The organism is Kribbella sp. NBC_00382 (assembly GCF_036067295.1).
Lineage (GTDB): Bacteria > Actinomycetota > Actinomycetes > Propionibacteriales > Kribbellaceae > Kribbella.
On the sequence record NZ_CP107954.1, the window covers coordinates 2,238,038 to 2,263,739 of the forward strand.

20 protein-coding genes are annotated in these 25,702 nt (G+C 67.1%); 8 read left to right on the forward strand and 12 right to left on the reverse strand.

What is annotated here, in order from left to right:
- The first annotated feature begins 32 nt into the window (after nt 1-32).
- Nucleotides 33-758, forward strand: coding sequence for a class I SAM-dependent methyltransferase (locus OHA70_RS11100; RefSeq protein WP_328331324.1), 726 nt, complete (start codon nt 33-35; stop codon nt 756-758).
- On the opposite strand, the gene OHA70_RS11105 is transcribed toward OHA70_RS11100, so the two are convergent.
- Both OHA70_RS11105 and OHA70_RS11110 read right to left on the reverse strand, forming a co-directional pair.
- Entirely contained in the window at nt 676-2,889 is a 2,214-nt protein-coding gene (locus OHA70_RS11105) for a glycosyltransferase family 2 protein (RefSeq protein ID WP_328331325.1), read from the reverse strand. The two genes, OHA70_RS11100 and OHA70_RS11105, sit on opposite strands and share 83 nt — an antisense overlap.
- The gene (locus tag OHA70_RS11110) at nt 2,886-3,809 is read right to left on the reverse strand and encodes an NAD-dependent epimerase/dehydratase family protein (protein ID WP_328331327.1); all 924 of its coding nucleotides are present in this window, start codon (nt 3,807-3,809) and stop codon (nt 2,886-2,888) included. Before OHA70_RS11110 ends, OHA70_RS11105 begins: the two co-directional genes overlap by 4 nt.
- A 253-nt stretch (nt 3,810-4,062) precedes the next feature.
- On the opposite strand from OHA70_RS11110, the gene OHA70_RS11115 reads away from it, so the two are divergent.
- Nucleotides 4,063-8,028: a GH92 family glycosyl hydrolase gene (locus OHA70_RS11115; RefSeq protein WP_328331329.1), complete on the forward strand. Its 3,966-nt coding sequence runs from the start codon at nt 4,063-4,065 to the stop codon at nt 8,026-8,028.
- 169 nt (nt 8,029-8,197) lie between these two features.
- On the opposite strand, the gene OHA70_RS11120 is transcribed toward OHA70_RS11115, so the two are convergent.
- From OHA70_RS11120 to OHA70_RS11150, 7 genes are all read right to left on the reverse strand, one after another.
- Nucleotides 8,198-9,412 carry a mannosyltransferase family protein gene (locus tag OHA70_RS11120; protein ID WP_328331331.1) on the reverse strand — a complete coding sequence of 405 codons (1,215 nt, stop codon included), beginning with the start codon at nt 9,410-9,412 and terminating at the stop codon, nt 8,198-8,200.
- 116 nt (nt 9,413-9,528) lie between these two features.
- The gene (locus OHA70_RS11125; protein ID WP_328331333.1) at nt 9,529-9,891 is read right to left on the reverse strand and encodes a hypothetical protein; all 363 of its coding nucleotides are present in this window, start codon (nt 9,889-9,891) and stop codon (nt 9,529-9,531) included.
- Between the two features lie 41 nt (nt 9,892-9,932).
- Nucleotides 9,933-10,676, reverse strand: a complete 744-nt coding sequence (locus OHA70_RS11130) for a M15 family metallopeptidase (protein WP_328331335.1) — start codon at nt 10,674-10,676, stop codon at nt 9,933-9,935.
- On the reverse strand, nt 10,673-13,087 hold the full coding sequence (locus tag OHA70_RS11135; protein ID WP_328331337.1) for a glycoside hydrolase domain-containing protein: 2,415 nt from the start codon (nt 13,085-13,087) through the stop codon (nt 10,673-10,675). Before OHA70_RS11135 ends, OHA70_RS11130 begins: the two co-directional genes overlap by 4 nt.
- A gap of 85 nt (nt 13,088-13,172) precedes the next feature.
- Nucleotides 13,173-13,616, reverse strand: coding sequence for a hypothetical protein (locus OHA70_RS11140; RefSeq protein ID WP_328331339.1), 444 nt, complete (start codon nt 13,614-13,616; stop codon nt 13,173-13,175).
- Nucleotides 13,617-13,806: 190 nt separating this feature from the next.
- Nucleotides 13,807-16,053 carry a transglycosylase domain-containing protein gene (locus OHA70_RS11145; RefSeq protein ID WP_328331341.1) on the reverse strand — a complete coding sequence of 749 codons (2,247 nt, stop codon included), beginning with the start codon at nt 16,051-16,053 and terminating at the stop codon, nt 13,807-13,809.
- A gap of 112 nt (nt 16,054-16,165) precedes the next feature.
- Complete coding sequence (locus OHA70_RS11150) at nt 16,166-17,692, reverse strand: short-chain fatty acid transporter (protein ID WP_328331343.1); 1,527 nt, start codon at nt 17,690-17,692, stop codon at nt 16,166-16,168.
- Nucleotides 17,693-17,914: 222 nt separating this feature from the next.
- Here OHA70_RS11150 and OHA70_RS11155 point away from each other — a divergent pair, with 222 nt between their 5' ends.
- Nucleotides 17,915-18,496 carry a PadR family transcriptional regulator gene (locus OHA70_RS11155; RefSeq protein ID WP_328331345.1) on the forward strand — a complete coding sequence of 194 codons (582 nt, stop codon included), beginning with the start codon at nt 17,915-17,917 and terminating at the stop codon, nt 18,494-18,496.
- A 10-nt stretch (nt 18,497-18,506) separates the two neighbouring features.
- Nucleotides 18,507-19,586, forward strand: a complete 1,080-nt coding sequence (locus OHA70_RS11160) for an inositol-3-phosphate synthase (RefSeq protein WP_328331347.1) — start codon at nt 18,507-18,509, stop codon at nt 19,584-19,586.
- An 87-nt stretch (nt 19,587-19,673) separates the two neighbouring features.
- Here the strand turns inward: OHA70_RS11160 and OHA70_RS11165 are convergent, their stop codons facing one another.
- Nucleotides 19,674-20,639: an ArsR/SmtB family transcription factor gene (locus OHA70_RS11165; protein ID WP_328331349.1), complete on the reverse strand. Its 966-nt coding sequence runs from the start codon at nt 20,637-20,639 to the stop codon at nt 19,674-19,676.
- Nucleotides 20,640-20,654: 15 nt separating this feature from the next.
- On the reverse strand, nt 20,655-21,167 hold the full coding sequence (locus OHA70_RS11170) for a hypothetical protein (RefSeq protein ID WP_328331351.1): 513 nt from the start codon (nt 21,165-21,167) through the stop codon (nt 20,655-20,657).
- Between the two features lie 148 nt (nt 21,168-21,315).
- Between OHA70_RS11170 and OHA70_RS11175 the strand changes: the two genes are divergently transcribed.
- The 3 genes from OHA70_RS11175 (at nt 21,316) to OHA70_RS11185 (ending at nt 23,494) form a co-directional block, all read left to right on the forward strand.
- A complete protein-coding gene (locus OHA70_RS11175; protein ID WP_328331353.1) occupies nt 21,316-22,179 on the forward strand; it encodes a DUF72 domain-containing protein in 864 nt (287 codons plus the stop codon).
- 89 nt (nt 22,180-22,268) lie between these two features.
- The gene (locus OHA70_RS11180) at nt 22,269-22,421 is read left to right on the forward strand and encodes a hypothetical protein (RefSeq protein WP_328331355.1); all 153 of its coding nucleotides are present in this window, start codon (nt 22,269-22,271) and stop codon (nt 22,419-22,421) included.
- The gene (locus OHA70_RS11185; protein ID WP_328331357.1) at nt 22,418-23,494 is read left to right on the forward strand and encodes a hypothetical protein; all 1,077 of its coding nucleotides are present in this window, start codon (nt 22,418-22,420) and stop codon (nt 23,492-23,494) included. The genes OHA70_RS11180 and OHA70_RS11185 overlap by 4 nt, the downstream gene beginning before the upstream one ends.
- Here OHA70_RS11185 and OHA70_RS11190 read toward each other — a convergent pair.
- Complete coding sequence (locus tag OHA70_RS11190) at nt 23,466-25,190, reverse strand: PEP/pyruvate-binding domain-containing protein (RefSeq protein ID WP_328331359.1); 1,725 nt, start codon at nt 25,188-25,190, stop codon at nt 23,466-23,468. The two genes, OHA70_RS11185 and OHA70_RS11190, sit on opposite strands and share 29 nt — an antisense overlap.
- 71 nt (nt 25,191-25,261) lie before the next feature.
- On the opposite strand from OHA70_RS11190, the gene OHA70_RS11195 reads away from it, so the two are divergent.
- Nucleotides 25,262-25,699 carry a hypothetical protein gene (locus OHA70_RS11195; protein ID WP_328331361.1) on the forward strand — a complete coding sequence of 146 codons (438 nt, stop codon included), beginning with the start codon at nt 25,262-25,264 and terminating at the stop codon, nt 25,697-25,699.
- The last annotated feature ends 3 nt before the right edge of the window (nt 25,700-25,702 follow it).

The following is a 25,702-nucleotide window of genomic DNA, read 5'->3' on the forward strand; positions in this document are numbered from 1 at the left end:
ACGGTTGGGGCGGACGATGCAGAATGGGCTGGATGCAAGAACATGCCGGAGCCTTCAGCAACGCCACCGGGCGCGCCCTCGAGCAGGGCGGCGCCGACCAGCCGCGGTATCGCCGCTATCAACGAGAACTGATCGCGCCGTACTGCGGACGCTCCGTGCTCGAGGTGGGTGCGGGACTCGGCGAGTTCGCGGCCGAGTTCACCGGTCTGGACCGGTTAGTTGTCACCGACGCCGATCCGGGCGCGGTTTCCCTGCTGGACAAGCGTTTCAGCGACCGCCCCGAGGTCGAGGCCCGACAACTTGCTTTAGGCAATGACTTTGAACTGGCCGAGCCGGTCGAGTCGGTGATCGCGATCAACGTGCTCGAGCACATCGAGGACGACGCCGGCGCGCTGGCCGCGTTGGCGAAACTCGTCGTGCCCGGCGGGACCATCGTGTTGTGGGTGCCCGGGTACCAGCAGCTGTACGGCGAGTTCGACCGTCGCGTCGGGCACTTCCGCCGCTACACGCCGGCCACCGTCAGCGACGCCGTACTCCGGGCAGGCCTGACCGTGGAGGTCGCCAAGCCGGTCAACCTGCTGGGCGGAATCGCTTGGTGGGCAGCGGTCCGACGCGGCGGCAGCACCGCGCCCAATCCGAAGCTGGTGGCGGTCTACGACCGCGTTGTAGTACCGGTCACGCGGGCGGTCGAGCGTCGGGTGCGCGTTCCTTTCGGCCAAACCGTACTGTGCGTGGCACGTACTCCCGCAGCCACGTAGTGGTCATCACCCGCGCATAGTTGGCGCCGTAGACGAGCCCCGGCCCCTTCTTGCTCGTACCGTCTCCCCTGCGCCGCATGGTCATCGGCAACTCGACCACCCGAGCACCACTGGCCAGTACTCCGAGCAGCAGCTCCGACGACTGGTACTGCGGTTCGCGCAACGTCACCTTGCAGGCAAGGGCTGTCCGCATCGCGCGGAACCCGAACGACGTGTCGGTCAGGCGCCGACGCGTCAGGATCGACGCCAGCACAGCGAAAACGCGCACCCCCAGCCAGCGCAGCCGACTGTCCGCATCCTCGGCACCCAACCGTCGCGACCCGGTGACGAAGTCGGCCTTACCCTCCAGGATCGGCTGCAGCAACACGTCGAGCTCGTCGTTGTCGTACTGCCCGTCAGCGTCGGTAGTAGCGACGTACTCCGCTCCGCCCTGCCCCGCAAGGTGATAGCCAAGTCTCAAAGCTGCGCCTTGCCCACGGTTGCGCGGGGCAACACAAACGTAGGCACCGTGCGCTGCAGCGATCTCCGCCGTGTTGTCCTCAGCCCCGTCGACCACCACGAGCACATCGACCGGCATCCCCGCACAGGTCTTGGGCATGTTCGCCAGCACGGCGCCGATGCCACCAGCCTCGTTGTACGCAGCAATCACCACAACGACCGGCGCGAAAGCCACAACGCCATGCCTGGCCTGAAAATCGTCCAGCGCCTCCGAATCAGTCTGCTCCGGATAACTCCCCAGCGCCGGCCGAGCCTGATCCTTGCCGAGGATCGCTCGCAACCCGATAGCTCCGGCGAGCGGGAAGAACACCAACCCCGGCAACTGATAGCGCCAGGAGAACTCAAAGGCGGCCGACCCGAGCAAGAGGAGCACACCTGCTGCAGCCGGCAGGAGGGCAGCCGAGCGCAGCCTGGACTGCTTAGCTCGACCAACGCCGGCCACAGCGGCCAGGGCGATCAGTACGGCGAGTCCTAGCGCCAGACCCGACGTGTAGCCGCCGTTGAGCTGATAGGCGCGCAGTACAGCGGCCGGGCCGTGATTGACGTGTGGAGCTTGGCCACCCCACTCCCGCGACGCCTCAGCGGTGTGAGAGTCCTCGAGATTGGGATAGGTCAGCTGGAACTGCCACCGCTCGAGCGGTACGTCATCCGGCGAGGTGGTCCGGGTCGGCGCGAAGCCCTTGAGGAAGTCCTCGAAGGCAGCCCACGCGACATCGACCGGCTGATGCTTGATCACCAGGGCGCTGAACTCCTGCGCCAGCTGCTGCTTCGTAGTACCGGGTGGCAGCGGTCCTGGCCAGTTCGGGTCGCCGTAGCGGTTGTGTGCGTACTTATCGACGCCCAGCCGCTGGCCGAGCGGCTCCGTCGGGCAGAACAGCTTGGTGCCCTCGTTGAGCGGCAGCTTGGCGCAGTCGGCGACCACTGCGGTCCGGCCGTACAGGACCTGGTTCTCCGCACCGGAGATGGCCCACTTGCCCGTCTCACTGTGGATGTAGCCGATATAGGAGCCGGCAACCAGAGCGAACCCGGCGAGGGCGGCAGCGGTCCGCAGTACGAGGCGGCCGCGGTGGCGACGCCAGTCGGAGCCGACCACTACGAGGTACAGGACAGCGGTGACGATCAGGGTGATGCCGATGGTCCGTACGACGAAGGCGGCGCCCAGGAGGAGCCCGGCCGCGAGCGCCCGCTTCCAGCCTGGCTTGCCCCAGCCGAGCAGGAGCCAGAGCACCCCGACGAGCAGTACGTCGAAGGTGGTCTCCGCCATGATGTTCTGCTCGATCTGCACCTGGTAGGCGTCGAGCAGAATCGGTGCGGCGGCCAGAGCAGCTAGCCACTTGTAGACGGTCAGTCTGCGGGCCAGTGCATAGATGGCGACGCCCATGGCCAGCCCGGCGAGGTGCTGCACGATCACCACACCAGTGAGGCCGCCCAGGTCGACCAGGGGCTTCAGGACGAAGTCGTAGCCGATCGGGTTGAGCTGGTCGGGGCGCAGCTCCTTCATGTTGGTCAGGTACTGCACCGAGTCCGTGTAGATGATCGCCGGCCGGTAGGCGACGGTCGCCAGGACACGCAGTACCAGGCCCGCCACCAGGAAGATGGCGAGCAACCAGTGCGTCCGGAGAGCCCTTCTCACTGGGCTTGGAAGTACTGCCAAGTCCGTGCCAAGCCGTCCTCCAGCGAAACCGTGGGCCGGTAACCGAGCGTCTCCGCGCTGGCGGACACGTCGACCACCACTGCCGGCATCTCGCCCGCCGGTGCCTCCACATGCTCAGCCGGTACTTCGGCACCCGTCACCGCGCGCACTGTCTCCACCAGGTCGAGCACGGAGACCGAGTTGCCCGAGCCGACGATCGCGCGACCGTCGAAGCGAGTGTCGAGGGCCAAGAGCACCGCGGCGACCACGTCATCGACGTACACGAGATCCCGGCGCTGCTTGCCGTCGCCGTAGACCTTCACCCCGGTACCGGCGAGGGCTGCTCGCATCATGCGCGGCACGAAGCTGTCCTTGTGCGACATGCCCGGGCCGTAGACGTTGGTGAAGCGCAGGGCAGCCGTGGCCAGCCCGTAGCTGCCGGAGTACGCCGAGAGCAGCATCTCGCCCGCTGCCTTCGTGGCGCCGTACGGCGTGAGCGGGCGTAGCGGTTGGTCGGCCGTGATCGTCTCGGTGCCGACATCGCCGACCACGGCGTTGGTGGAGGCCATCACGAAGCTGTCGACGCCACTGCCCCGGGACAGCTCGAGCAGCACCTGGGTGATGGTGACGTTCTCGGCGAAGGTACGCATCGGGGCGTCGACTGAGCGCAGTACCGAGGTCAGCGCCGCCAGGTGCACAACCCCCCGCGGCCGCGTCTCGAAGGCCGCGATGCAGACCTCCTGCTCGGCCAGGTCGCCGGTGATCGCCGTGATGCCGTCATCGGAGGCCCACGACGCATCCGGCGGCTCCCGGTCGACCGCTGTCACCGGGAGGTCTCGTGCTCGGAGCGCAGCCACCACGGCCCGCCCGATGAAGCCCGAGGCACCCGTCACGAGCACCCTGTCGTCGAATCCGTCCATAGCAGCAACCTACCGGTGAGGGTCCAACTCGCCGACGGCCGGAAGCGGTCCGCCACGAACCCTTGACCAGGGGTGACGATGATGGGGAAGATCACCCCGGACGCGGGCTGACAACCTTGTCATCGGGGCCGCGTAAATCTCCGGCACACGGCCATCGCCGTACGCCGGTCTCGTCGTGCAAGGAGCGTTGATGGATCTCCGCCGCCCCCTGGGGCTCGTCACGGCCGTCGGGCTTGTTGTGACAATGTCTGCCATGTCCTCCACGTCAGCGAGTGCCGGCTCTACCGAGAATTCGGCCGCCGAAGCACAGCCGGTTGTCTCCGGTTCCAGCTTCTACACCTCCTTCGAGCCGGGCCAGCCGCAGCCCGGGTACACCGACGCGGTCGAGACCGGCCCCGACGGGCAGCCGCGGGCCGGTGGCGTCGAAGGCCCGACGCCGACCGGGATCGGCGGCAGCGAGATGGACAAGGTCACCAAGGTGACCGCGAACGGCGAGAACACCGGCGGCGGTGAGATCGCGTCCAACGCGGCCGACGGCGACAAGTTCACCAAGTGGCTGGTCTTCGAGCCGACCGGCTGGCTGACCTACGAGACGTCGGCGCCGGTCGTGATCCGCAAGTACGCGCTGACCTCGGCCAACGACGCCGACGGCCGCGACCCGCAGAACTGGACCGTCTCGGGCTCGAACGACGGTACGACCTGGACCACCTTGGACACCCGGACCGGCGAGAGCTTCGCCGACCGGTTCCAGACCAAGGAGTACAGCTTCTCCAACGAGACGGCGTACAAGTTCTTCAAGTTCGACGTCACGCTGAACCACGGCGAGGACATCGTCCAGCTGGCCGACTGGTACCTGTCCAACGGCGCCCCGCTGCCGCCTCCTGATGAGACGGCCGAGTCGCGCCTGGACTCCGGCCCGACCAGCGCGTACAACGCCCGCGCCCGGACCGGCTTCACCGGCGTCAAGTCCTTCCGGTACGCCGGTCGCCAGACCGCCGAGGGCCGGGGCTACACCTGGAACAAGATCGCCGACGTCGACCTGACCGTCGGCCCGGACACCCAGCTCGGGTACAAGATCTTCCCCGAGCACGTCGAGGGTGACCTGAGCTACCCGAGCACCTTCGCCGCCGTGGATCTGGCGTTCTCCGACGGTACCTACCTGAGCGATCTGAAGGCCAAGGACCACCACGGCTTCGAGCTCAGCCCGCGCGGTCAGGGCGACGCCAAGGGTCTGTCCACGAACCAGTGGAACAACATCGAGGCCGACCTGGGCAAGGTCGCGGCCGGCAAGACGGTGAAACGGATCCTGGTCGGCTACGACAAGCCGTCCGGCCCGGCCGACTTCCGTGGCTGGATCGACGACATCCGGATCAGCAAGGCGACCACCTCGGACGCCGCGTCCCAGCTGACCGCCCGGCACCACCCGTCCGACCTGGCGATCACCACCCGCGGCACGAACTCCACCGGCGGCTTCTCCCGGGGCAACAACTTCCCGGCGACCGCCGTCCCGCACGGCTTCAACTTCTGGACGCCGGTGACGAACGCCGGCTCGATCTCCTGGCTGTACGACTACGCCAAGGGCAACAACGACCAGAACAAGCCGGAGATCCAGGCCTTCTCGGTCAGCCACGAGCCGAGCCCGTGGATGGGTGACCGGCAGACCTTCCAGGTGATGCCGTCGACGGCCGACACGCCGACGGCGAACCGCGATGCTCGGGCCTGGGCGTTCAGCCATGACAACGAGATCGCCCGGCCGTACTACTACGGCGTCACCTTCGACAACGGCAACGCCGCCGAGCTGACCCCGACCGACCACGCCGCGATGATGCGGTTCTCGTTCCCGGCCGGCAAGGCGTCGCTGGTGTTCGACAACACCAGCAACCTCGGCGGCCTGACGCTCGACGCCGCGACCGGTGTGGTCACCGGCTACAGCGACGTGAAGAGCGGCCTGTCCACCGGCGCCGGCCGGCTGTTCGTCTACGGCGTCGTCGACCAGAAGGTCGTTGCCAGCGGCAAGCTCTCCAACGGCGGCGGTGCGAACGTCGGCGGGTACTTCTCCTTCGGCCCGTCGGTGAAGCAGGTCCAGCTGCGGATCGCCACCTCGCTGCTCGGTACCGCTCAGGCGAAGAAGAACCTCGAGATGGAGCTCGCCGAGGGCAGCCGGTTCGAGAAGGTCCGCAACGCGGCCCAGAACGCCTGGGACGCCAAGCTGTCGACGATCGAGGTCGACGGCGCGACGACCGACCAGCTGCACACGATGTACTCCAACCTGTACCGGCTGTTCCTCTACCCGAACAACGGCTCGGAGAACACCGGTACCGCCTCGAAGCCGGTGATCAGCTACGCGTCGCCGACCTCGCCGAAGGTCGGTGCGGACACGCCGACGACCACCGGGTCGAAGATCGTCACCGGCCAGACCTATGTGAACAACGGATTCTGGGACACGTACCGGACGGTCTGGCCGGCGTACAGCCTGTTCTCGCAGGACGACGCGGCCGATCTGGTCAACGGGTTCGTCCAGCAGTACAAGGACGGCGGCTGGATCTCGCGCTGGTCCTCGCCGGGTTACGCCAACCTGATGGTCGGTACCAGCTCGGACGTGGCCTTCGCCGACGCCTACCTCAAGGGGATCAAGGGCATCGACGTACAGGCTGCCTACGACGCGGCGCTGAAGAACGCCGCGGTCCGGCCGCCGACGGACAACGTCGGGCGCAAGGGGCTCGACCACTCGGTGTTCGAGGGCTACACGGCCAACACCACCGGTGAGGGCTTCAGCTGGTCGATGGACGGCTACATCAACGACTTCGGCATCGCCAATCTGTCGAAGGCGCTGTACGACGCGGCCAAGAGCAACGACCCGCGGAAGCAGGAGTACAAGGACAACTACGACTACTACCTGAACCGCGCGCGCAACTACGTCACGCTGTTCGACCCGGCGCTGAACTTCTTCCAGGGCAAGAACGGTGACGGCACCTGGGGCAACTCGCCGACCACCTTCGACCCGATGGACTGGGGTCACGACTACACCGAGACGAACGCCTGGAACATGGCCTTCTCGACCCCGCAGGACGGCGCCGGCCTGGCTGCCCTGTACGGCGGCCGCGACGGTCTGGCGAAGAAGCTCGACGAGTTCTGGAGTACTCCGGAAGACGCGCTGCACACCGGCGGCTACGGCGGCACCATCCACGAGATGCTCGAGGCGCGGGACGTGCGGATGGGCCAGTACGGGCATTCGAACCAGCCGTCGCACCACATCGCGTACATGTACGACTTCGTCGGTCAGCCGTCGAAGACGCAGGAGAAGGTACGTGAGGTGCTCGACCGCCTGTACCTGGGCTCCGAGATCGGCCAGGGCTACCCGGGCGACGAGGACAACGGCGAGATGTCGTCCTGGTACCTGTTCAGCATGCTCGGCTTCTACCCGCTGCAGGTCGGCTCGCCGAACTACGCGATCGGGGCGCCGCTGTTCACCAAGGCGACGGTCCGGCTGTCCGGTGGCAAGAAGCTGACCATCAGCGCGCCGAACAACAGTGCGACGAACAAGTACGTGAAGGGCGTCAAGGTCAACGGCAAGGCGTGGACCTCGACCAACCTGCCGCACGACCTGATCGCCAGCGGCGGCAAGATCGAGTTCGACATGACGGACCAGCCGTCGACCTGGGGCTCCGGCCGCAACGACGCCCCGCCGTCGATCACGACTCCGGGCGAGGACCCGAAGACGTGGCGCGACTCGACCGAGGACACCGGTGCGGTGACCTCGGCCGGTGGAGTGGACGTCTCGGCGCTGACCGACAACGACTCGAAGAAGCAGGTCACGCTGACCGGCGCGACGCCGACCGTTTCCGTCCAGCTGCAGCAGGGCCGGCCGGTCACGATGTACACGCTGACCAGCGGCAACACCGGGGTCGCGCCGTCGGCGTGGACGTTGGAGGGTTCGAACGACGGGACCACGTGGACCGAGGTGGACAAGCGGGCTGGTGAGTCGTGGGCCTTCCCGGCGTACACGCGGTCGTTCAGCGTGGCCGCGCCGAAGGCCTACACGCAGTACCGGCTGGTGATGACTCCGGCGGCCGGCGCTACCGGCGTGACGCTGTCCGAGCTCGAACTGCTCGGCACGCTGAAGGGCGTCGAGGCGGGCACCCACCCGAGCGACAAGCGGGTCGCCCAGACCAAGCCGAGCGTCACCCCGTCCCAGCCGATCGACCGCAACTTCGGCTGACCGGAGACAGAAAAATCCGGCGGAACCTGCCCCTGAGAGGTTCCGCCGGGAAATTATGGAGGGGTGGCGACCCCGCCCGGCCTGCCACCCCAACACCAGTACTGACGAGCAGCACTCCGCTTAGGTTGCCTTGACCCAAATCTGTCCACATCCTGGACAGATTTGGGTGTCAGCCGGTCCAGCGGCCGGTGAAGAAGGCGGCCGCCCAGATGGCTGCCAGGGGTACCGCCACCGCCAGGTAGAGGCGGCCTAGCCAGGGTTTTCGTTCGGCTAGGACCGCCAGGCCGATCCAGAGCGGCCACCACAGGAGGGTGGCGCGGGTCAGGGAGTAGATCCAGAACGAGGTGACGAAGGCGGCGATGGTGCTCGCCACCCAGGCGGCCTCGCCCCAGGAGTGGCGCCAGAGCAGCCAGGCCAGCAGGATCAGCCCGACGGCGAGCGCGACCAGCTCTGCCCGGAACATCCAGGTCCAGTCGCTGCGGTCAGCCGCGAAGTGGCCCTTGGTCGCGGCCTCGACGGTGTGCATCAGCGAGATCCACGGCTTGGTGAACTCGCGTGCCCAGCCCTTCTCCTGCGCCTCCTGCCAGGCGAACCAGGAGCCGTGGATCTGCTTCAGGTACGCCATGAAGCCGAGCACCGGCACGAGCGGCAACGCGAGCCACGGCACGGAGTACCAGTCGCGTTTCTTCGAAGTGAGGAACTCGACGCCGAGCGCGAAGATCAGGAAGATGCCCGACACCCGGACCGTCGACGCGAGCGCGACGAACAGCGCCGCCCGCGCCCACCTCCCCTGCCGGGCCGCGAGCCAGCCCGGGAAGGCGAAGGCGCAGAACAACGCCTCCGTGTACGGCGCCGCGAGAAACACCCCGACCGGCGCCGCGAACCAGATCAGCGCCGCCTTCGGCCCGAGATTGGTCAACTGCGGAAACTCGTACTGCGCCAGCCGCGCAAGGTAGACCCCCGCGACCGCACTGGCCACCAGCGAGACCACCACTCCGCCGGCCACCGGCCCGATCCCGGTCCAACCGACCACCCGCATCAGATAAGGCAGCCCCGGAAAGAACGCCGCCAACGGAGCCCCCGACGGCTCTCCATGGTTGTACCCGAACTCCGCGATCGCCTTGAAGTGCCACACATCCCACTGCAACCAGGCGTGCCACACATTGGGGTAGTCCGTCCCCCGGTTGAACAACATCGGCGCCGAGATCGACAGCACAAAGATCCCGACCCGGCTGACCAACCACCACCCAAGCGTCTCCCGAAAGGTGACATCCGGCCGCCACCGAACCCCCAGCACCGCCCCCGCCTTGGCCCGCCGAGCCCGCCGCGGCTGCTCATCCTCGGCCGCCCGCTCAGCCACCACCAGACGCCCGTTTCTGCGCACAAAACCCCCGCCGCGCAACCTTCCACCTAGGCGCCTTCACACCCCCATCGTGCCCCATCCGATATTCCCCAGTCGAACAAGCCACCCCACCCCTGAACCTCGCCGACGCCGCTGACTCAAGCCGGCTTCCGGGTCGGGCGGCGGGAGACGATCACGCCGCCGGTTGCCATCGACCCCAGGCCGAGGCCGATCAGTACCAGCGGAATGACCGTCGTCCGGGCGGACACCAGCTCGATCTCGGCCTCACTCCCCGGCCACCTGCACCGAGAACTGATCGGAAAGAACCCCGGCTCCGCAACGGGAGCCTGCGCCCGAGGCGGGCCCGGCCTGGCGTCCTCGCAGGCCGCCGCGTCACTACGAATCGGGTGATAGACGAGGAAGGCGAAGACCGCGTAGACAACCACGCCAAGAACCAGCGACCCGAGCCCCACAACCAGCCCCAGGATCCCCCAGACCGGCCGGCCGTTCGCGCTCGCCATCGCAGCCTCGCCTCCACCTCGTCCGAGCCCGACACGGATGGTCAGGACACCACACCCTGCTGACGCTGGAAGGCTGCGGCGCGCCTCAGGCTACTGGCCGTGAACGGTAACTCTTCACCGGTACCCGGTCCGTACCCCGGCTGGTCGACGTAACCGGTGAAGACGGCAGCGAGGTCTGCCAGCCGGCGATCGCCGGGAGCGACGTCGATCTGGAAATGCCCCTCGTCGGCAGTCCTGGGATAGTCGCCGCCCCACCGGACCACGCCACGGCACTCAGCCACGATGTCGCGGATGACGGTCACCTGCCAGGGGTACAGCCCTCCCTGCACGCCCAGGGGATAGTGCCCCGGCAACACCTCGATCGCCGTACCTGAGCAGTGGTTGCTCTGGTGCTGCGAAGCGAACTTGGCCGGCGGCCGGAATCCGGCGATTCCCCCGGGCGGCAATGCGGCGACCTCGTAGTGGAAGCGACGCGCGACATGCAGCAGTACGGCGCTGACATCCGCCCGGCCAAGCAGCTCGACCGTCGCGTCCGACCCTTCGATCCCGACCACGGACCGGCGTACGGACGAACCGATCGGCCAGCCGTTGGCGCTGACCGAGCGCCCGGCCGGAGACCACGGCTGGGCGTCTCCGGAAGTTGCCGCCAGCAACGGGCTGGCCGACGCCGACCCCGCTGTGATTTCAGGGATCGCTGCGAGGGCGGCCGCGGCGGCTCCGGCCCGGAGTACGGACCGTCGGGAGAAACCGGTCCGGCCTGCGTCGGGATGGTCTGTCGTGGTCATCGTCGTCCCCTCTCCAGTTGCTGCCGCTGCCGTTCGGCCGCTCGGGCGAACAACGCCTTTTCGTTCCCGGTCCGGGCCAGCAGGGTGTCGGCGAATCCGGAGCAGAATCGCTTGATCGTGTTCCGGTGAGTGGCTTCGCCCCAGATGTCCGGGATGTCTCTGGCCAGCGCGGCCCGCAGGGCTTGGTAGAGCGGGTCGGTCAGCAGGAACAAGGCGGCGTCGGCGACCGACTGCTGGTTGTTCCCGAACCGGCCGGACAAGAAGTTCCGGAACCTCTTCGCGACCCGGACCTCGGCCGTGTTCGCGGCGACCGTGTAGTAGGACTTGACCGTCGCCGAGAACGAGCCGTTGGCCTGCAGCAACCGGGCCAGGTTGAAGCTGTCGATGTCCTCGAGCAGATTGCGGTTGTCGAACGAGTTGTCGATGCCGATCTTGCCCAGGTTGTTCTGAATCCAGACGTAGGCGTCGGCGTTCTGCTCCCGCACCCGCCAGTACTCCGCGAACAAGGTGATCAGGTCACCACCCCAGCCACCGAGGTCACCGAAGTGCGCCTCGTCGGCCGGATCGAGGTCCGACCAGGTCCGGGCGGACTCGATGGACGCCGCCCAGTGCGTCACCTTGAGATCGGCGAACGTCATCGGCTCGGTGAAGTAGCCCATCCGGGTCGGGAACCCGGCGTGGGCCAGGGCGGCATCGGCGACCGCGGTGAAGGGCCCGCCGGCGGGCTGCAGCCGGAAGTAGGCGAGCCAGTACGCGTCGTTGTACTCCGGTAGCCGCAGGTACCGCAGCGTCAGATCGATCGCCCGGTCCGCACCCTGGTCCTCACCGTGGGCGAAGTCGAGTGCCGCCGCGTACAAGGCGGTCAGGTAGGTGTTGAACTCCGCAAGTACGGGGACATCGTGCCGGATCGACCGCACCCCTGGGTCGCGCCCCGAGCGGACGTTCTTGTCGATGTCGATCTTGCCGGTGCCGGAGCCGAGCGTCAGCGTCTGGATCTGGTTGAAGGACCAGTTCGGCGGCAGCGGAAACCCCATGTTGCCGCTGAAACCGGTCGACATCCCGCTGACGAAACTGAACCTCGCGTACGTCTCCGAACTCACCTGGGCGCACAGGTTCCGCGATCCGTAGACGCCATGGGCGTAGACCTTGCCGCGTGATCTCAGCCCCGCCTCGACGCCGTGGAAGTACGGAACGATGTTGCTCTCGATCTCGTCCTGGGTGGCGTCGTAGTCGACCGCGAAGTACAGCGTGGTGGCCGGCTCGAATCCGTAGCCGCGCGCGGCGTCATGGGCTTCCAGCGCGTTGGCGAAACCCTGCGTGTAGGTGAAGTCGGTGACCACCCGGCCGTTCGCCTGGTAGATCGGGAACAGGGTCAGACCGGCGTCGAAGATCGTGGCGATCTCGCCCGGCTGGATCTTCTTGTTCTTGGTGGATCCCGGCACGTTCGCCAGATAGCGCCCGACCGTCTCGTACTTCGCTGCGGTGACAGTCGCCGCCCGTTCCGGAGTGATGTAGTCCAGGCTGCAGTCGAAGGCGGTTCCGGGGCGGTCCGGATCTCCGGTGCTGACCAGCAACTGGGCCCAGGTCTGGAAGTCTCCCCGGCCGTTCTGCGGCAGCATCGAGAACTTCTGGAAGAGCCCGACCTCGCCGGCCAGGTCGCCGCTGAAGTTTCCGTCGAACCCACTGTCGTAGTTGTTGAACAGCATCGCGGCCTGGAAGAGATGGACGAACTGCTTGGCGCCGTCGGACGAGCCCTGTTGGACCAGACCCTGAGACTTCAGGTTGGCCTGGGTGGTGGGGCCGAAGGTGCCGTTGGCCTGGGTGTCGGTCAGGCCGAGCTCGAACTGGAGCGAGAAGATCAGTGCCTTCTGCACGTCCCGGGAGAAGTGCCCGTCGCACGGCATCATGAAGAACGGCGCCCGGTCGTAGTAGCGGTTGTTCATCCATTGCTGAACGGTCCGGATGCTCTCCAGGCCGCCGCCCAGCAGCACGTAGGCGTCCATCGTCAGCAGGGCCTTGAACACCTTGGGACTGAGCTTTCCGTTGACCCGGCCGAGCAGACCCAGGTCGTTCATCATCAGGTTGATCGCGAGTGCCGTGTATTTGTCGTACTTGCCGTCCATACTGGCCGGGTTGTAGCCCTTGCAGTAGCAGCCGCACTGGATGATCTTCACCAGGTTCTGGTTCGGCTCATCGGCGCCGATGTCGCCGTGCGCGATCAACGCGCTGAGCGTTCCGGGGCCGAAGCTGTTGGACAGCGCCGTGATCCCGAGTTCGTGTTGCAGAGCCCGGGTCAGCGAGTACATCGTCGCCCAACCGGTCTTGCCCGTCTCGGGCGCGGCGACGTACCCGGAGACGCCTCCGTAGGTCGCATTCACCCATTTCTGGGCTTTCAGCACCATCTCGTCCATTGAATCCCTCTCGGCTGCGCTCGTTGCTGCGGGCTGCGAAAAGCGGTGGGACCGGCATCGATCCCACCGCTTCGTCGTCGACCGATCAGTCGCAGGAACCCATGGCGATCCGGTCGTCCACAATGGTGGCGCCGGCGGAATTGCGCATGATGCTGCGCACCGAGACGCAGAAGTCCTTCTTGTTGATCGGGCCGGCGTACTGCTTGAAGGTGCCGGCGTCGGTGCTGCAGTTGTTGCCGTCGGCGCAGACCGTCAGGCTCATGTACTTGCTCATGCCGTTGTAGATGCCTCGGGCAACGAGTTTGACGCAGGTGTAGTCGCCGTTCGACGACCGGTAGTCGTAGACGGTCGCTGCCAGCCGGCCGGCACTGTCCTCGTAGTCCACCTTGCTGTCCACTGCCGAGGTGCAGACAGCCTGTGTCGTCGCCTGCGCGGCCGGTGCGACCATCGCGAGCGAACCTCCCGCCAGCAAGGTTGCCGCGGCGAGGCCGGCAGCGAGGCGGCGAGGGGAGGTGGTGGCGAAAGGCATGCGGTACTCCGGTTTCGTCGGGCGATGGGAGGCCGATCGCGGGGATCGGCACGGCCGCAAGATTAGGCAGCGGGCGGATCCAGCAGCAACGAAACCGGAGCATTTTGCACGTTGTTGCAGGCGGCCACAAAGTTGCCTGTGGCCACAAAATGAAGACGGCACCCCGGTGATGGGATGCCGTCTTCTGGAGCTACTGGCCGTCGCCGCCCGGTGTTTCGGGGGTGTTGGTCGGTTTGGTCGGTTTGGTGGGGATCGGCGGCCAGCCCGGTGGTTTCGTGGTCTTGGTGTTCGTCGGGGTGGGCGGCGTCGGACTGTTGGTATTGCTGGGCGGCGGCGGGGTGTTCGACGACGGCGGCGGCGTGTTCGACGGGGGCGGGGTGTTGGTCGGCGTCGGCGTGAACGTCGGCGTCGGCGTGAAGGTCGGCGTCGGGCTGTCCTTGATCGCTTCCTCGTCGGCCGGCGCGAACTCCTCGGGCGACGTGCCCGCGAGAGCCGGCTCCATGTAGGCGAGCCAGGTCCTTACCGGCCAGTTGCCACCGAAGAACGCCTTGTCGCTGCTGTACGGGTCGAGGTCGCCTTCACCGGTCGCACCAGCCCGGTACAGCACCGCCGTGGACAGCTGTGGCGTGTATCCGGCCCACCACGACGTCAGGGTGTCCTTGCCTTCCTTACAGCCATCGCACGCGGCGTTCGCCTTGCGGTGCTCGAGGGCGGTACCACCAGCAGTGCCGGTCTTGCCCGCCACCGGTCGGTCGAGGGCCTTCGCCTTGTCGCCCGTGCCGTGCTTGCCGTCGACCACGTTCTGCAGGACGTAATTGACCATGTTGGCGACCTCGGGCGTGAAGTTCTGCTTCGCCTTCTTCGCGATGATTTCCTTCTGGTCCGTCCAGGTCTTGAAGTTCGGGCCGGTGACGGACTTCAGGACGTGCAGCGGCACGAACTTACCGCCGGCGGCGAAGGTCGCGTAGGCGTTGGCCATGTCGACGGGCGCCGCGTACGGGTCCGGGCCGAGCACGGTCGACGGGTTGTTCCGGCCGCGCTCGAGGTCGGAGGTCTTCGGGATGCCGGCGGCCTCGGCTGCGTCGACCACCTTCGAGGGGCCGTCTTCCATCTGCTTGTCGACCAGGTCGTAGAAGGCGGTGTTGATCGACTGCTCGGTCGCCTCCAGCAGGTCGACGTCACCGTAGTCGTCGTCGAACTCGTTGTTGAGTTTCTTGCCCTGGACAATGATCGGGCTGTCGCCCTGGAAGGTGTCGTAGATGCTCCGGCCGTCCTGCAGCGCGGCCGCGACGGCGAACGGCTTGAACGACGAGCCGGGCCGGCCCTTGGCGGTGGCCCAGTTCAACTGGCTCTTCAGGTAGTCGGGACCGCCGTACATCGCGACCAGCTGGCCGGTGCCCGGCCGGACCGAGGCGAGACCGACGTGCAAGCCTTCCCGCTTCTTCGGCAGCTCCTCCTCACCGGCCCGCACGATCGCGTTCTGCTTGTTCACGTCGAAGGTGGTGATGACCTTCAGGCCGCCGCCGCTGATCTGGTCCTGGGGGACGAGCTTCGCGAGTTCTTTCTTGGCCATGTCGAGCAGGAAGCCGTTCGGGCCCTGGTACTTGCCGCCTGACTTCTTCGGCTTCTTGATCTCCGGAAGCTTCGCGCCGTACGCCGCCGCCTTCGTGTCCGTGATCGTGCCGCTCTGCCGCATGCCGTCGATGACGTACTGGTACCGCTCCAGGATCCGCTTCTGCGCGGCCGCCGACTTGTTGTCCGGGTCGAACCGGGTCGGATTGTTCAGAACGGTTGCGAGGAAGGCAGCCTGCGGAACGCTCAGCTTGTTCGGGTCGGGGACGCTGAAGTACGCCTCACCCGCGGCCGCGACGCCGTACGCGCCCTCGCCGAAGTAGATGGTGTTCAGGTAGCCCTCGAGGATCGACTTCTTGTCCTGGGACCGGCTGAGCTTGGTGGCGATGAACAGCTCGGAGAACTTCCGCGAGAAGGTCCGCTCCTGGTTCAGGTACATGATCTTCACGTACTGCTGGGTGATCGTGGAACCACCCTGCAGTTGCTGGCCGCGGGCGATGTTGAACGCGGCCCGCGCCATGCCGGACGGCGAGACGCCCGGGTTGGTCCAGAAGGTCCGGTCCTCGGCGGCGATCATCGCGTCCTGGACGTACTTGGGGATCTGCTCCAGCGGCACCGAGCGGCGGTTCTGCTCATAGAAGGTGCCCATCACGGTCTTGCCGTCCGAGTAGTAGACCGTGGTCGTGTTCGCCGCGAACTCCTTGTTGGGGTCCGGGATGTCGGTGGTCTGGTACCCGATGAAGAAGGCCGCGACCACGCCGATCACACCGAGGAAGAACAGTGCCAGCAACCAGCCCGCTACTCTCAGTGCCCAGTGTTTCTTGCGGCGTGCGCGGGTAGGAGCCTTCCTACGACCTTCACTCACAGTGCAATCCTCGACGATCTCGCTGAAGTCATTGCGTCACAGAGTACGGCGGATGTGGTAACGGTCCCTATTCCGCCTTGGATCGTAGCCGCCGGTACCGGTCACTGCCGACTCAGCCAGTCACGTGCGGTGCGAGGAGCGTCACAGCAATCAACGCGGCGGGGAAGCAAGCCAGGAACATGGTGAAGGTGTAGCCCATGATGTCGCGCGCCTTGAGTCCGAGGATGGCCAGCGTCGGCAACATCCAGAACGGCTGCAGCAGGTTCGCACTGGCCTCGCCCAGGTCGTACACGACGACCATCCAGCCCGCGTCGACATGCAGCTGGTTGGCCGCGTCCAGCACGTACGGCGCCTCGATCACCCACTTGCTGCCGCCACTGGGCACGAACACGCCCAGCACGCACGAGTAGATCGCCACCAGCGGCGGGAAGAAGAACTGGTTGCTCGCCTGTACCAGCCACCCGGCCAACCGGGCCGAGATGCCGGTGTAGGCGATCATGCCGAAGATGCCCCCGTACAACGGGAACTGCAGCAGCACTCCGGCCGCCGCCGGCGCCCCGTCACGCACCGCCCGGGCCATCCGCCACGGACGCCAGTGCAGGAGCATGGCCAGCAGGAACAGGATCAGGTTCACCGTGTTCAGGTCGAGCGCGTTGAAGAAGCTCTTGCCCTCGAAGTACCGCACCAGGTAGATGGCCCCAAGCAGGACGACCAGCAGGCTGAACAGCGGCGAGTGCTCCAGCCAGTCACCCGGCCGGCGCTGCTCGTCCTCAGCGCCATCCACCCGCTTCCCGTTGGCTCGCTGCCCGTTGTCTCGCTGCCCGTTGTATGGCGAACCGCGACCGATCAGCGGCCGTAGCTCGATACCGATGTCCTCGGCCGTCTTGGCGTTGCCCTCCCCGGGTGCGACGAACCACGCCATCGTCACGCCCACGGCGTACACGATCAGCGTCGCGACGATCGCCTGCCAGGTGAAGATGGTGTCGCTGAGCGGGATCAGCCCACTGGCATGACCACCCGCCCGGATCACCTCCTGGACCGGACCGGGACTACTGCTCGCACTCGCGACCTGCAGAGCCGCCGAGCCGGACAGGCCCTGTGCCCAGACCGTGCCGAGCCCCAGGAACGCCATTGCTCCCAGTGCCCGGTAGTCGGCCTTGGGGACATTGCGGGCGACCTCACGGGCCAGGATGGCGGCGAAGATCAGGCTGAAGGCCCAGTTGAGGTACGACGCCAGCATCGCAACCGCTGCGACGAAGGCCACCGCGGTACGGGGTGACTTGGGGATCCGGGCCAGCCGGGTGATCAGCCGGGCGACCGGGCCGCTGGTGGCCACGGCGTACCCGCCGATGATGATCATCGCCATCTGCAGCGTGAAGGTGATCAGGCTCCAGAACCCGAGCCCCCAGGCGTCGACCATTCCGTAGCCCTTGGTCGCCGCGGGGTCGTCGGGGCGCTTCAGCAGCGGCTCGCCGGTGATCAGCCCGAAGACGAGCACCACGAAAGTACCGACCAGCACGAACCCGAACGCGTCGGGCAACCACTTCTCGGTGAAGGCGGTGAAGCGCAGCGCGGTCCGGGCCAACGGGCCCTCGCCCTCGGTGCCGTGCTTCGCGTGCTTCCCATGGCTGTCCGCCATGACCCTCCGCTCCTGGCCCACGACTCTGTGTCAGCTGATTAACGCAGATCAGCGCCTGACGTAACAGGTTTTGTCGCAGCGGGTCGTGGGATAGCTAACAAAGCCCGTCTTTGTCAGGAGTTGTCCACAGTCGACCCCGGTGCTTACAGTGGCGGAGCGATGTATCAACTCGATACATCAGGTCATGACAAACCATGACAAAATGGTCGAGGGAGGTGGGTCATGGGAAACCGCAGTGGGGTCCTGGAACTCGCCGTACTCGGCCTGTTGCACGAAGCGCCGATGCACGGTTACGAGCTCCGCAAGCGCGTCAACGCCCAGTTCGGCTGGGGTCGCGTGCTGTCGTTCGGATCGCTCTACCCGGGTCTGAAGGCGATGCTCCGCAACGGACTGATCTCCGCCGACGCCGGTACGCCGGACGCCGGCCGGAGGCAGAAGATCGTCTACACGATCACGGCCGACGGCAAGGACCACTTCGCCCAAGCGATGCACGACGCCGGACCGTCGGCGTGGGAGGACGACACGTTCGGCGTCCGGTTCTCGTTCTTCGGCCGGACCGATCCGGCCACCCGGTTGCGCATCCTCGAGGGCCGACGGGCCCGGATGGAGGAACGGCTGGCCAACTTCTCGGCCGCGATGAGCCGGACCGCGGAGCGGGTCGATGCGTACACCCTCGAGCTGCAACGGCACGGCCTGGAGTCGGCCGAGCGCGAGGTCCGCTGGCTGAACGAGCTGATCGACGGCGAACGCAGCCGGCAGCGGCCCCCTGAAGAGCACCAACCGCCTGTTCCACCCCCCAACTAAGGAGTTCCAGATGACTTCGATCCGCGTAGCGATCGTCGGTGTCGGCAACTGCGCCAGCTCGCTCGTCCAGGGCGTGCACTACTACCGCGACGCGAAGCCCGACGAGCGCGTCCCCGGTCTGATGCACGTCCAGTTCGGCGACTACCACGTCCGCGACGTCGAGTTCGTCGCCGCGTTCGACGTGGACGGCAAGAAGGTCGGCCTCGACCTCGCCGACGCGATCGGCGCCAGCGAGAACAACACGATCAAGATCTGCGACGTACCGCCGAGCGGTGTCACCGTGCAGCGCGGTCACACCCTGGACGGCCTCGGCAAGTACTACCGCGAGACCATCACCGAGTCCGACGCGGCGCCGGTCGACGTCGTCGCGGCGCTTCGTGAGGCGCAGGTCGACGTACTGGTCTGCTACCTGCCGGTCGGGTCGGAGCAGGCGGCGAAGTTCTACGCCCAGTGCGCCATCGACGCCAAGGTCGCGTTCGTCAACGCCCTGCCGGTGTTCATCGCCGGTACCAAGGAGTGGGCGGACAAGTTCACCGAGGCGGGCGTGCCGATCGTCGGCGACGACATCAAGTCGCAGATCGGCGCCACCATCACCCACCGGGTGCTGGCCAAGCTGTTCGAGGACCGCGGCGTCACCGTCGACCGGACCTACCAGCTGAACGTCGGCGGCAACATGGACTTCAAGAACATGCTGGAGCGCGACCGGCTGGAGTCCAAGAAGATCAGCAAGACCCAGTCCGTCACCTCGCAGCTGGTCGACAAGATCGACCCGCGCAACGTGCACATCGGCCCGTCGGACTACGTGGCCTGGCTGGACGACCGCAAGTGGGCCTTCATCCGGCTCGAGGGCCGCAACTTCGGCGACGTGCCGCTGTCGCTGGAGTACAAGCTCGAGGTCTGGGACTCGCCGAACTCGGCCGGCATCATCATCGACGCGATCCGCGCGGTGAAGATCGCCAAGGACCGCGGCATCGGCGGCCCGATCCTGTCCGCCTCGTCGTACTTCATGAAGTCGCCGCCGGAGCAGTACGCCGACGACGTCTGCCGCGACCTGGTGGAGAAGTTCATCAAGGGCGAGGTCGAGCGCTGAGCTAGCGCCTGTACTACGGAAGGCCGCCCTGCTCGTCTCGAGCAGGGCGGCCTTCCATCGTCGAGCTGGGATCTCCTGTCTGGTTGGTCAGCGGGCCTGGGCTGCGTCTATGTCGAGTAGTAGGTCGGCGCGCGGCGTACGGGAGTACAGGACTCTCTTGCCGTCTCGCCGGGAGCTGCACAGGCCGGCTGAGACGAGTACGGCGAGGTGCTGGCTGACGGTGCCCGGGCTGAGACGGAGGGACTCGGCCAGGGAGGTCGTGGAGAGTGGCACGCTGAGTCGCGCGAGGATCGCTGCCCGGGAATGGCCGATGAGGGCGTCCAGGCCGCCGATGATCGACTCGACCGGGCGTTCCCAGAGCTGGCCGGCGCCGCGCGCGGAGTACGCGATCACTGGTGGGGTGGAGTTGTCCGCGAGCATCACACCCGGCCCCCGGAAGACCAGTGGCAGCAACCACAGCCCCTGGCCGGTGGACGGCAGCCGGACCTGCCCCTGGCCTAGGGCGAGACTCAGGCCGTCCCCTGCCCAGGTGACTGCGTCGTGCAGCTCGTCCAGCGCTCGTTCGAGTCCGTCCGAGGCCAGTGCGACCGACCGGTGAGCAATGTCAGCACCGGTGATCGCCTCGATCCGCTCCCACAAGGGCTCCAGTACTGCCGACCAGTACGCCGCCATGGCCTCGGCTGTGCGTTCGGCGTACTCGCGACAGCGCATCCGCCCGATTCGCGAGCCGAGCTCACGTAGTACGCGCAGATCCGAGTCGAGGACCTGCTCGTCCATCGAGGCGAGCCGCGCGAACTGGTCGAGTGGATGGGCCGGGCGGGCCGAGGGCATCGGACCGAGGAGATCGGGGATGAAGTGATCCGCCTGGGTGAGCTCGAGCAACAGGGCCAGGTCGAAGTCCGGGTCGCGCGGCACCCGCGGCTGCAGGTGCCGATGCAGCTGGAAGTGCTGCCGGTGGTTGATGAGCGTCAGACTCGCCGTCGTCTCCCAGACGGCGTCACTGGTGAGCCGGACCTTGGTGAGGTCCTGCACCGTCAGCTCCAGCTCGATCATGGCGTTCTCCTCGCCTTATCCGGCTGAACCGACGTGTTCTTCGAGCAACGTGCCCTGGTCGAGGACGGTCAGCCAGCGGCCGTGCTTGTACTCGTAGGTGACCGCTGTGACGGCCGTGAACCAGTAGTCGAGGCGCGGAATAGCGTACTTCGTGGTGTAGACGATGAAGCCGGTCTTGCAGCCGTCGACCTTGCGGGTCAGCTCGGTCCACGACCAGACCGAGTCCTTGCTGATGAAGCGCGGCTTGCTCGCCTCGGCCACCGCGTCCAGGCCGACCCGGACGCGACCGTCCGCCACGATGCTCACCACGCCCTTGTCGTGCCCGGCGAGCCATTTGTCCCGGTCGAAGTCGCGGAACGACTCCATGTCGGTGCGCTGCGCCTGGTCGAACTTCTGGGCGCAGGTCTTGGCTTGCGTCTGGTTGGTTGCGGTGGCTGTTGTGGCTGCGTTGGCGGCGCCCGGTACGGCGACGATCGCGGCTGCGGCAGCGAGCAGGCTTGCTGCGCGGCGGGTGACAGATTGGTCCATGACGTCTCCTTGTTCCGAGGCCCCGTGCGGATGAGGGCACGAAGGAAGGCTCGGGGTGTGGGGGCTGGGTCTGCCACGATTCGGTGGCAGCCAAAAGGTCGGGTTCGTTGCCGGGGCTTGTCGGTGGGGTTCGGTAGCGTCTTGGCTCATGCAGCTGCATGTGGGGTGCGCGATGTGGACGCACACGCCGTGGAACGGGCGGTTCCTGCCGCATCCGCTGCCTGCCTCCGAGCGGCTGGAGGCGTACGCGACCTGGTGCAACGCGGTCGAGGGCAACACGACCTTCTACGCGACACCGGCGCGGGCGACGGTGGAGATGTGGGCCGCGCAGGTCGCGGCTGATTTCCGCTTCGTACTCAAGCTGCCGAAGGTGATCACGCATGACCTGCGGCTGCATGACGCGGCCGACGCGGAGCTGCGGACGTTTCTCGAGGCGATGCGGCCGCTCGGGTCTCGCGCGCATGCGTTGTGGATTCAGTTGCCGGCGTCCTTCGGTCCGTCCGAGCTGGGGGCGTTGGCGGCGTTTCTTCGCCGGGCGCCGTCGGCGTTCAGGTACGCGGTCGAAGTACGGCATCCGGCGTTCTTCTCCGACGAACGGGTGACGCAGCAACTCGAGCAGGTGCTCGGGCAAGTGGGTGCCGAGTGGGTGCCGTTCGACACCGTGACGCTGTTCGGGACGGCTGCTTCGAGTTATGGCGAGCGGGAGGCCTGGCTGAACAAGCCGCGGTTGCCTCGCCGGACGCGGGCACTGACGCAGTACCCGATCGTGCGGTACATCGGGCGGGACGACGTCGAGGTGACCGCGGCAGGCTGGCGTTACCTCGCGGATCAGACTGCGTCGTGGCTGCGCGAAGGGCGGTCGCCGACCGTCTTCCTGCACACGCCTGACAACGTCGAGGCGCTTGCGCTGGCTCGGCGGTTCTACGACGACGTCCGTGCGCTGGTACCTGAGCTGGTACCGGCGTTGCCGTCGCCGGTAGCTGTGCCGGCGGAGCCGCCGACCCTGTTCTGAGGGTTATCCACAGCTGGGAAGTCCACGGCTGAGCGTGGCGTGAAAGTCCATATGTTCCCCGGTGAGACCAATCTCCCGGGAGGACAGCCATGGAATCCACTGAAGATCGCTACATCCGTACCCAGCAGCTGATCGCCGATCTGCGCCGGCGCGCGGATACCTGCGAGAACCCGCAGGAGCAGACCAACCTGCGACGATCCGTGGACTCCCTGATCCGCGTGGCCCTGGCGCTCAAGCCGTGATCGCCTCACTCGAAGACCTGCTGGAGCAGCACGCGTGGGCGGCGCTGAGGATCAGCGGCGCCGACCAGACCGCGTGGAACGGCGAGATCGTCGAAGCCGGTGAGGGAATCCTCGGCCTGGCGCACTGGGACGGCACGCTGCATCTCGACCGCGACTGCATCCTCGAACCCCTGCGGGATCTGTATGACCGCGCGGGCGAGCCGCGGACCGAGGCCGAGCTGCTCCGCTGTCGCGAGGCCTTGGTGACGCTGCTGCACGAGCAATCGCATTTTCTCGGCCCAGCAGGTGCGACGCAGGAGGCGGCGCGTGCCGCCTTCAAACTCCCTGGCAGCCGGGCCCTGGAGGAGGGTGTCGCCGAGGCCTGGGCGCACGACCATCTCAACGACTACATCCGCGAGCTCGGCATCGACAAAGTTGCCCCCGGCATCCTTCACGTCCGCAGCGAACCGTCGTACGCCGCCTTCGTCCCCGGCGTCCGCCTCTTCGCCTCCGACCTGGACCGACTCTCCGGTGCACCAGCCGGCGAAACCCTAGCCCTGCTCAACCGCCAAACCGCCGAAGGCCAATGGCATCAGGCAGTCACCCGGATCTATCACTCCACCCAACTGCCGCACCTGGTCCCATCCGACCAGGCTCCAACCGTCCGCCTCCACCTCGAACAAGCCCTGCGCTCATCCTTCAAAGGCCTGGAACTCTACGAACCCCTCCCCCGAGGCTTCGCCGCCTCCCGCTCCCACGCCGCCACCACCAGAACCCTGACCTTCCTCCACCAGGAGCTAGCCACCGCCGAACGCCACTACACCCCAACCCCGCCCCGCACCCGAATCCACCTGACCCCACCGACCTCGCTCAACCCACCAACGACCCTGCCCATCCCACCAAAACTGCCTGCGCCAGCTGAGTCCTCAACTGGAGCGCACCGACTTACTCCGGCCGACTCCCACCAAGCCGCCGCACACGCCTTCGCCGGCGTCAGCCCGCCAACCGCCGGTACGCCGGCCCCTCCCGCCGCCATAGCCAAGATCCCCACCCCGGCCGGCGCCGCTACGGCTGTAAGAGACCTGGAACGCTGACCATGCCGGTGTTCCCAGCAACCGTGATCACCTGCCCGTCCTCCACCGCACTCATCACGCCGGCAACCCCAAGCACAGCAGGAATCCGATGCTCCCGAGCAACGATCGCCGCATGCGACAATCGCCCACCCACCTCGGTCACCACTCCCGCAACCACCCCGAACAAGGCAGTCCACGCGGGATCCGTAAACCGGCAGACCAAGACGTCCCCCTTCTCAACCCGCCCGAAGTCCCCAACCCCCTCCACCACCCGAGCAGGCCCGGTCGCGACTCCCGGGCTTCCACCGACTCCGCGTAGTACGCCGGGCTCTTCCTCCACCGGGTCGACGACCGTGAGTGGAGCGGTGATCGGCCTCGCCTGCAGAAGCCAGACCCGCTCGCCCTCCACCGCGAACTCGATGTCCTGCGGACCACCAAGCTCATCCGCGACAGCCCGGCCCAACTCCACCACCCGCCGAACCAGCCCCTCATCAAGACAGAACCGCTCACGCTCCTCAAGCGAGACCTCACTGACCACGACCCCACCCGCAGGCCCAGCGTCCCGACGGGTGGCCTTCGTGCCGAGCTGACGGGTAAGGACGCCGGAGATGGTCAAGGTGTAAGCGTCCGGGGTGACCAACCCTTGAACCACGCTCTCCCCCAACCCCCAGGACGCCTCCAGCACTGCGGTGGGCGTGCTGTCGTCGGGGGTCCGCCGGTCGGCCGTGAACAGCACTCCCGCAACGTCCGCACGCACCTGCCGCTGCACGATGACCGCAATCCCCGGCGCGGTTTCCTCCGGCTGCCCCGGCTCCTGTCCAAACGCCCGGCGGTAGGCCACCGCACGGCGCCCCCAGAGCGAACCCCAGATCGCCCGCACCCTGTCGACAACGACCGGCACACCCCGAACCCCCAAGAAACTGTCGTACTGTCCCGCCGCCGAAGCCGACGAGCCGTCCTCACCCACAGCCGACGACCGCACCGCCACCGGCTCATCCCCCCACCCCTCCAACACCCCACCCAACTCCTCAACCAACCCCGCCGGCACCGCCAGCGTGGCCGGCTCGTCAACGAACCCCGCGTGGTCCTCGACCGACCCCGCCAGCAGCGCCTGCCCTTCGTCCCACCCCTCCGGTACGGCCGCGCCCTCTACCGACCCGGCGGGCACAGCCTGCTCCTCGTCCAACCCCGCGGGCACGACCCGCTCCTCGACCAACCGCCCAGGCACGGCCTCCCCCTCGACCAACCCCGTCGGCACAGCCTGCTCCTCGCCCGACCGCCCAGGCACCGCCTGGTCCTCGCCCGACCGCCCAGGCGCCGCCTGCTCCTCGACCAACATCGCCGGCGCTGCCTGCCCCTCGCCCGACCCCTCAGGCACCGTCTGGTCCTCGCCCGACACCCCGGGCACGGCCCGCTCCTCGACCGACCACCCGGGCACGGCCTGCTCCTCGATCGACCCCGCGGGTACCGCGTGGTCTTCGGCTGGCCGAGGGGTCTCGTTGGGGTTGGGGAGGGGGTGTGGTTTGGGTGGGTCGGGGTGGGTGGTGGCGGTTCGGTGGGTGTTGATGGGGATGACGAAGCCGGGTGGGACTGGGAAGCCGGCTCGGAGGAGGCGGCCTAGGACGGCCGCCTTGGTGCCGGAGTTGGCTGGCGTGGCTTCGGCGAGCGGGATGATCAACGGGGTCTCCTCGTGATCGTCGAGCCTCGACCTCAACACCGGTGCGTTCATCGAGTCGTCGACTTCAACAGAATGTTGACAACGTTTTGTTGATGATGGACTGTTTCGGGGTGGAGCGCAACGTGGGTGCGGGTGGCAGTGGCGATCAGGAGCAGGCCGAGCTGGAGCGGGCGGCTCGGGAGGTGTTGCTGACGGCCGGGGCTGATCAGCTTGGGCGGCGGCCGTGGCAGGTGGGGAAGATGCCGCCGTCGGCGGTTGATCTCTTGCAGTTCTTTCTGTGGCGGTCGGGTTCGGCGGAGTTCGGCGCGGGAGCCGATGCGGACCGGGAGATGAGCGACGCGGTGGTTGCAGCGTTGCAGTTGTTGCCGGCGGCGAGGGCGGAGATCGATCAACTGGAGACTGGGCTGCTGTTCGCCGCGCGGGGTCTTGGGCTGACTTGGGCGCAGATGGCCGGTGCGCTGGGGCTCAACTCGCCACAAGCCTGCCAGCAACGCCTCGACCGCCTCACCGCCCGCAACAGCCGCCCAACAGAAGGACCCACACCGTGACAG

Coding starts and splice junctions, on each gene's coding strand:
- OHA70_RS11140 (WP_328331339.1), bottom strand. CDS start 13,616: ATGCCTTTCGCCACCACCTCCCCTCGCCGCCTCGCTGCCGGCCTCGCC.
- OHA70_RS11170 (WP_328331351.1), bottom strand. CDS start 21,167: ATGGACCAATCTGTCACCCGCCGCGCAGCAAGCCTGCTCGCTGCCGCA.
- OHA70_RS11130 (WP_328331335.1), bottom strand. CDS start 10,676: ATGACCACGACAGACCATCCCGACGCAGGCCGGACCGGTTTCTCCCGA.
- OHA70_RS11100 (WP_328331324.1), top strand. CDS start 33: ATGCAAGAACATGCCGGAGCCTTCAGCAACGCCACCGGGCGCGCCCTC.
- OHA70_RS11115 (WP_328331329.1), top strand. CDS start 4,063: ATGTCCTCCACGTCAGCGAGTGCCGGCTCTACCGAGAATTCGGCCGCC.
- OHA70_RS11180 (WP_328331355.1), top strand. CDS start 22,269: ATGGAATCCACTGAAGATCGCTACATCCGTACCCAGCAGCTGATCGCC.
- OHA70_RS11110 (WP_328331327.1), bottom strand. CDS start 3,809: ATGGACGGATTCGACGACAGGGTGCTCGTGACGGGTGCCTCGGGCTTC.
- OHA70_RS11125 (WP_328331333.1), bottom strand. CDS start 9,891: ATGGCGAGCGCGAACGGCCGGCCGGTCTGGGGGATCCTGGGGCTGGTT.
- OHA70_RS11155 (WP_328331345.1), top strand. CDS start 17,915: ATGGGAAACCGCAGTGGGGTCCTGGAACTCGCCGTACTCGGCCTGTTG.
- OHA70_RS11160 (WP_328331347.1), top strand. CDS start 18,507: ATGACTTCGATCCGCGTAGCGATCGTCGGTGTCGGCAACTGCGCCAGC.
- OHA70_RS11175 (WP_328331353.1), top strand. CDS start 21,316: ATGCAGCTGCATGTGGGGTGCGCGATGTGGACGCACACGCCGTGGAAC.
- OHA70_RS11135 (WP_328331337.1), bottom strand. CDS start 13,087: ATGGACGAGATGGTGCTGAAAGCCCAGAAATGGGTGAATGCGACCTAC.
- OHA70_RS11165 (WP_328331349.1), bottom strand. CDS start 20,639: ATGATCGAGCTGGAGCTGACGGTGCAGGACCTCACCAAGGTCCGGCTC.
- OHA70_RS11150 (WP_328331343.1), bottom strand. CDS start 17,692: ATGGCGGACAGCCATGGGAAGCACGCGAAGCACGGCACCGAGGGCGAG.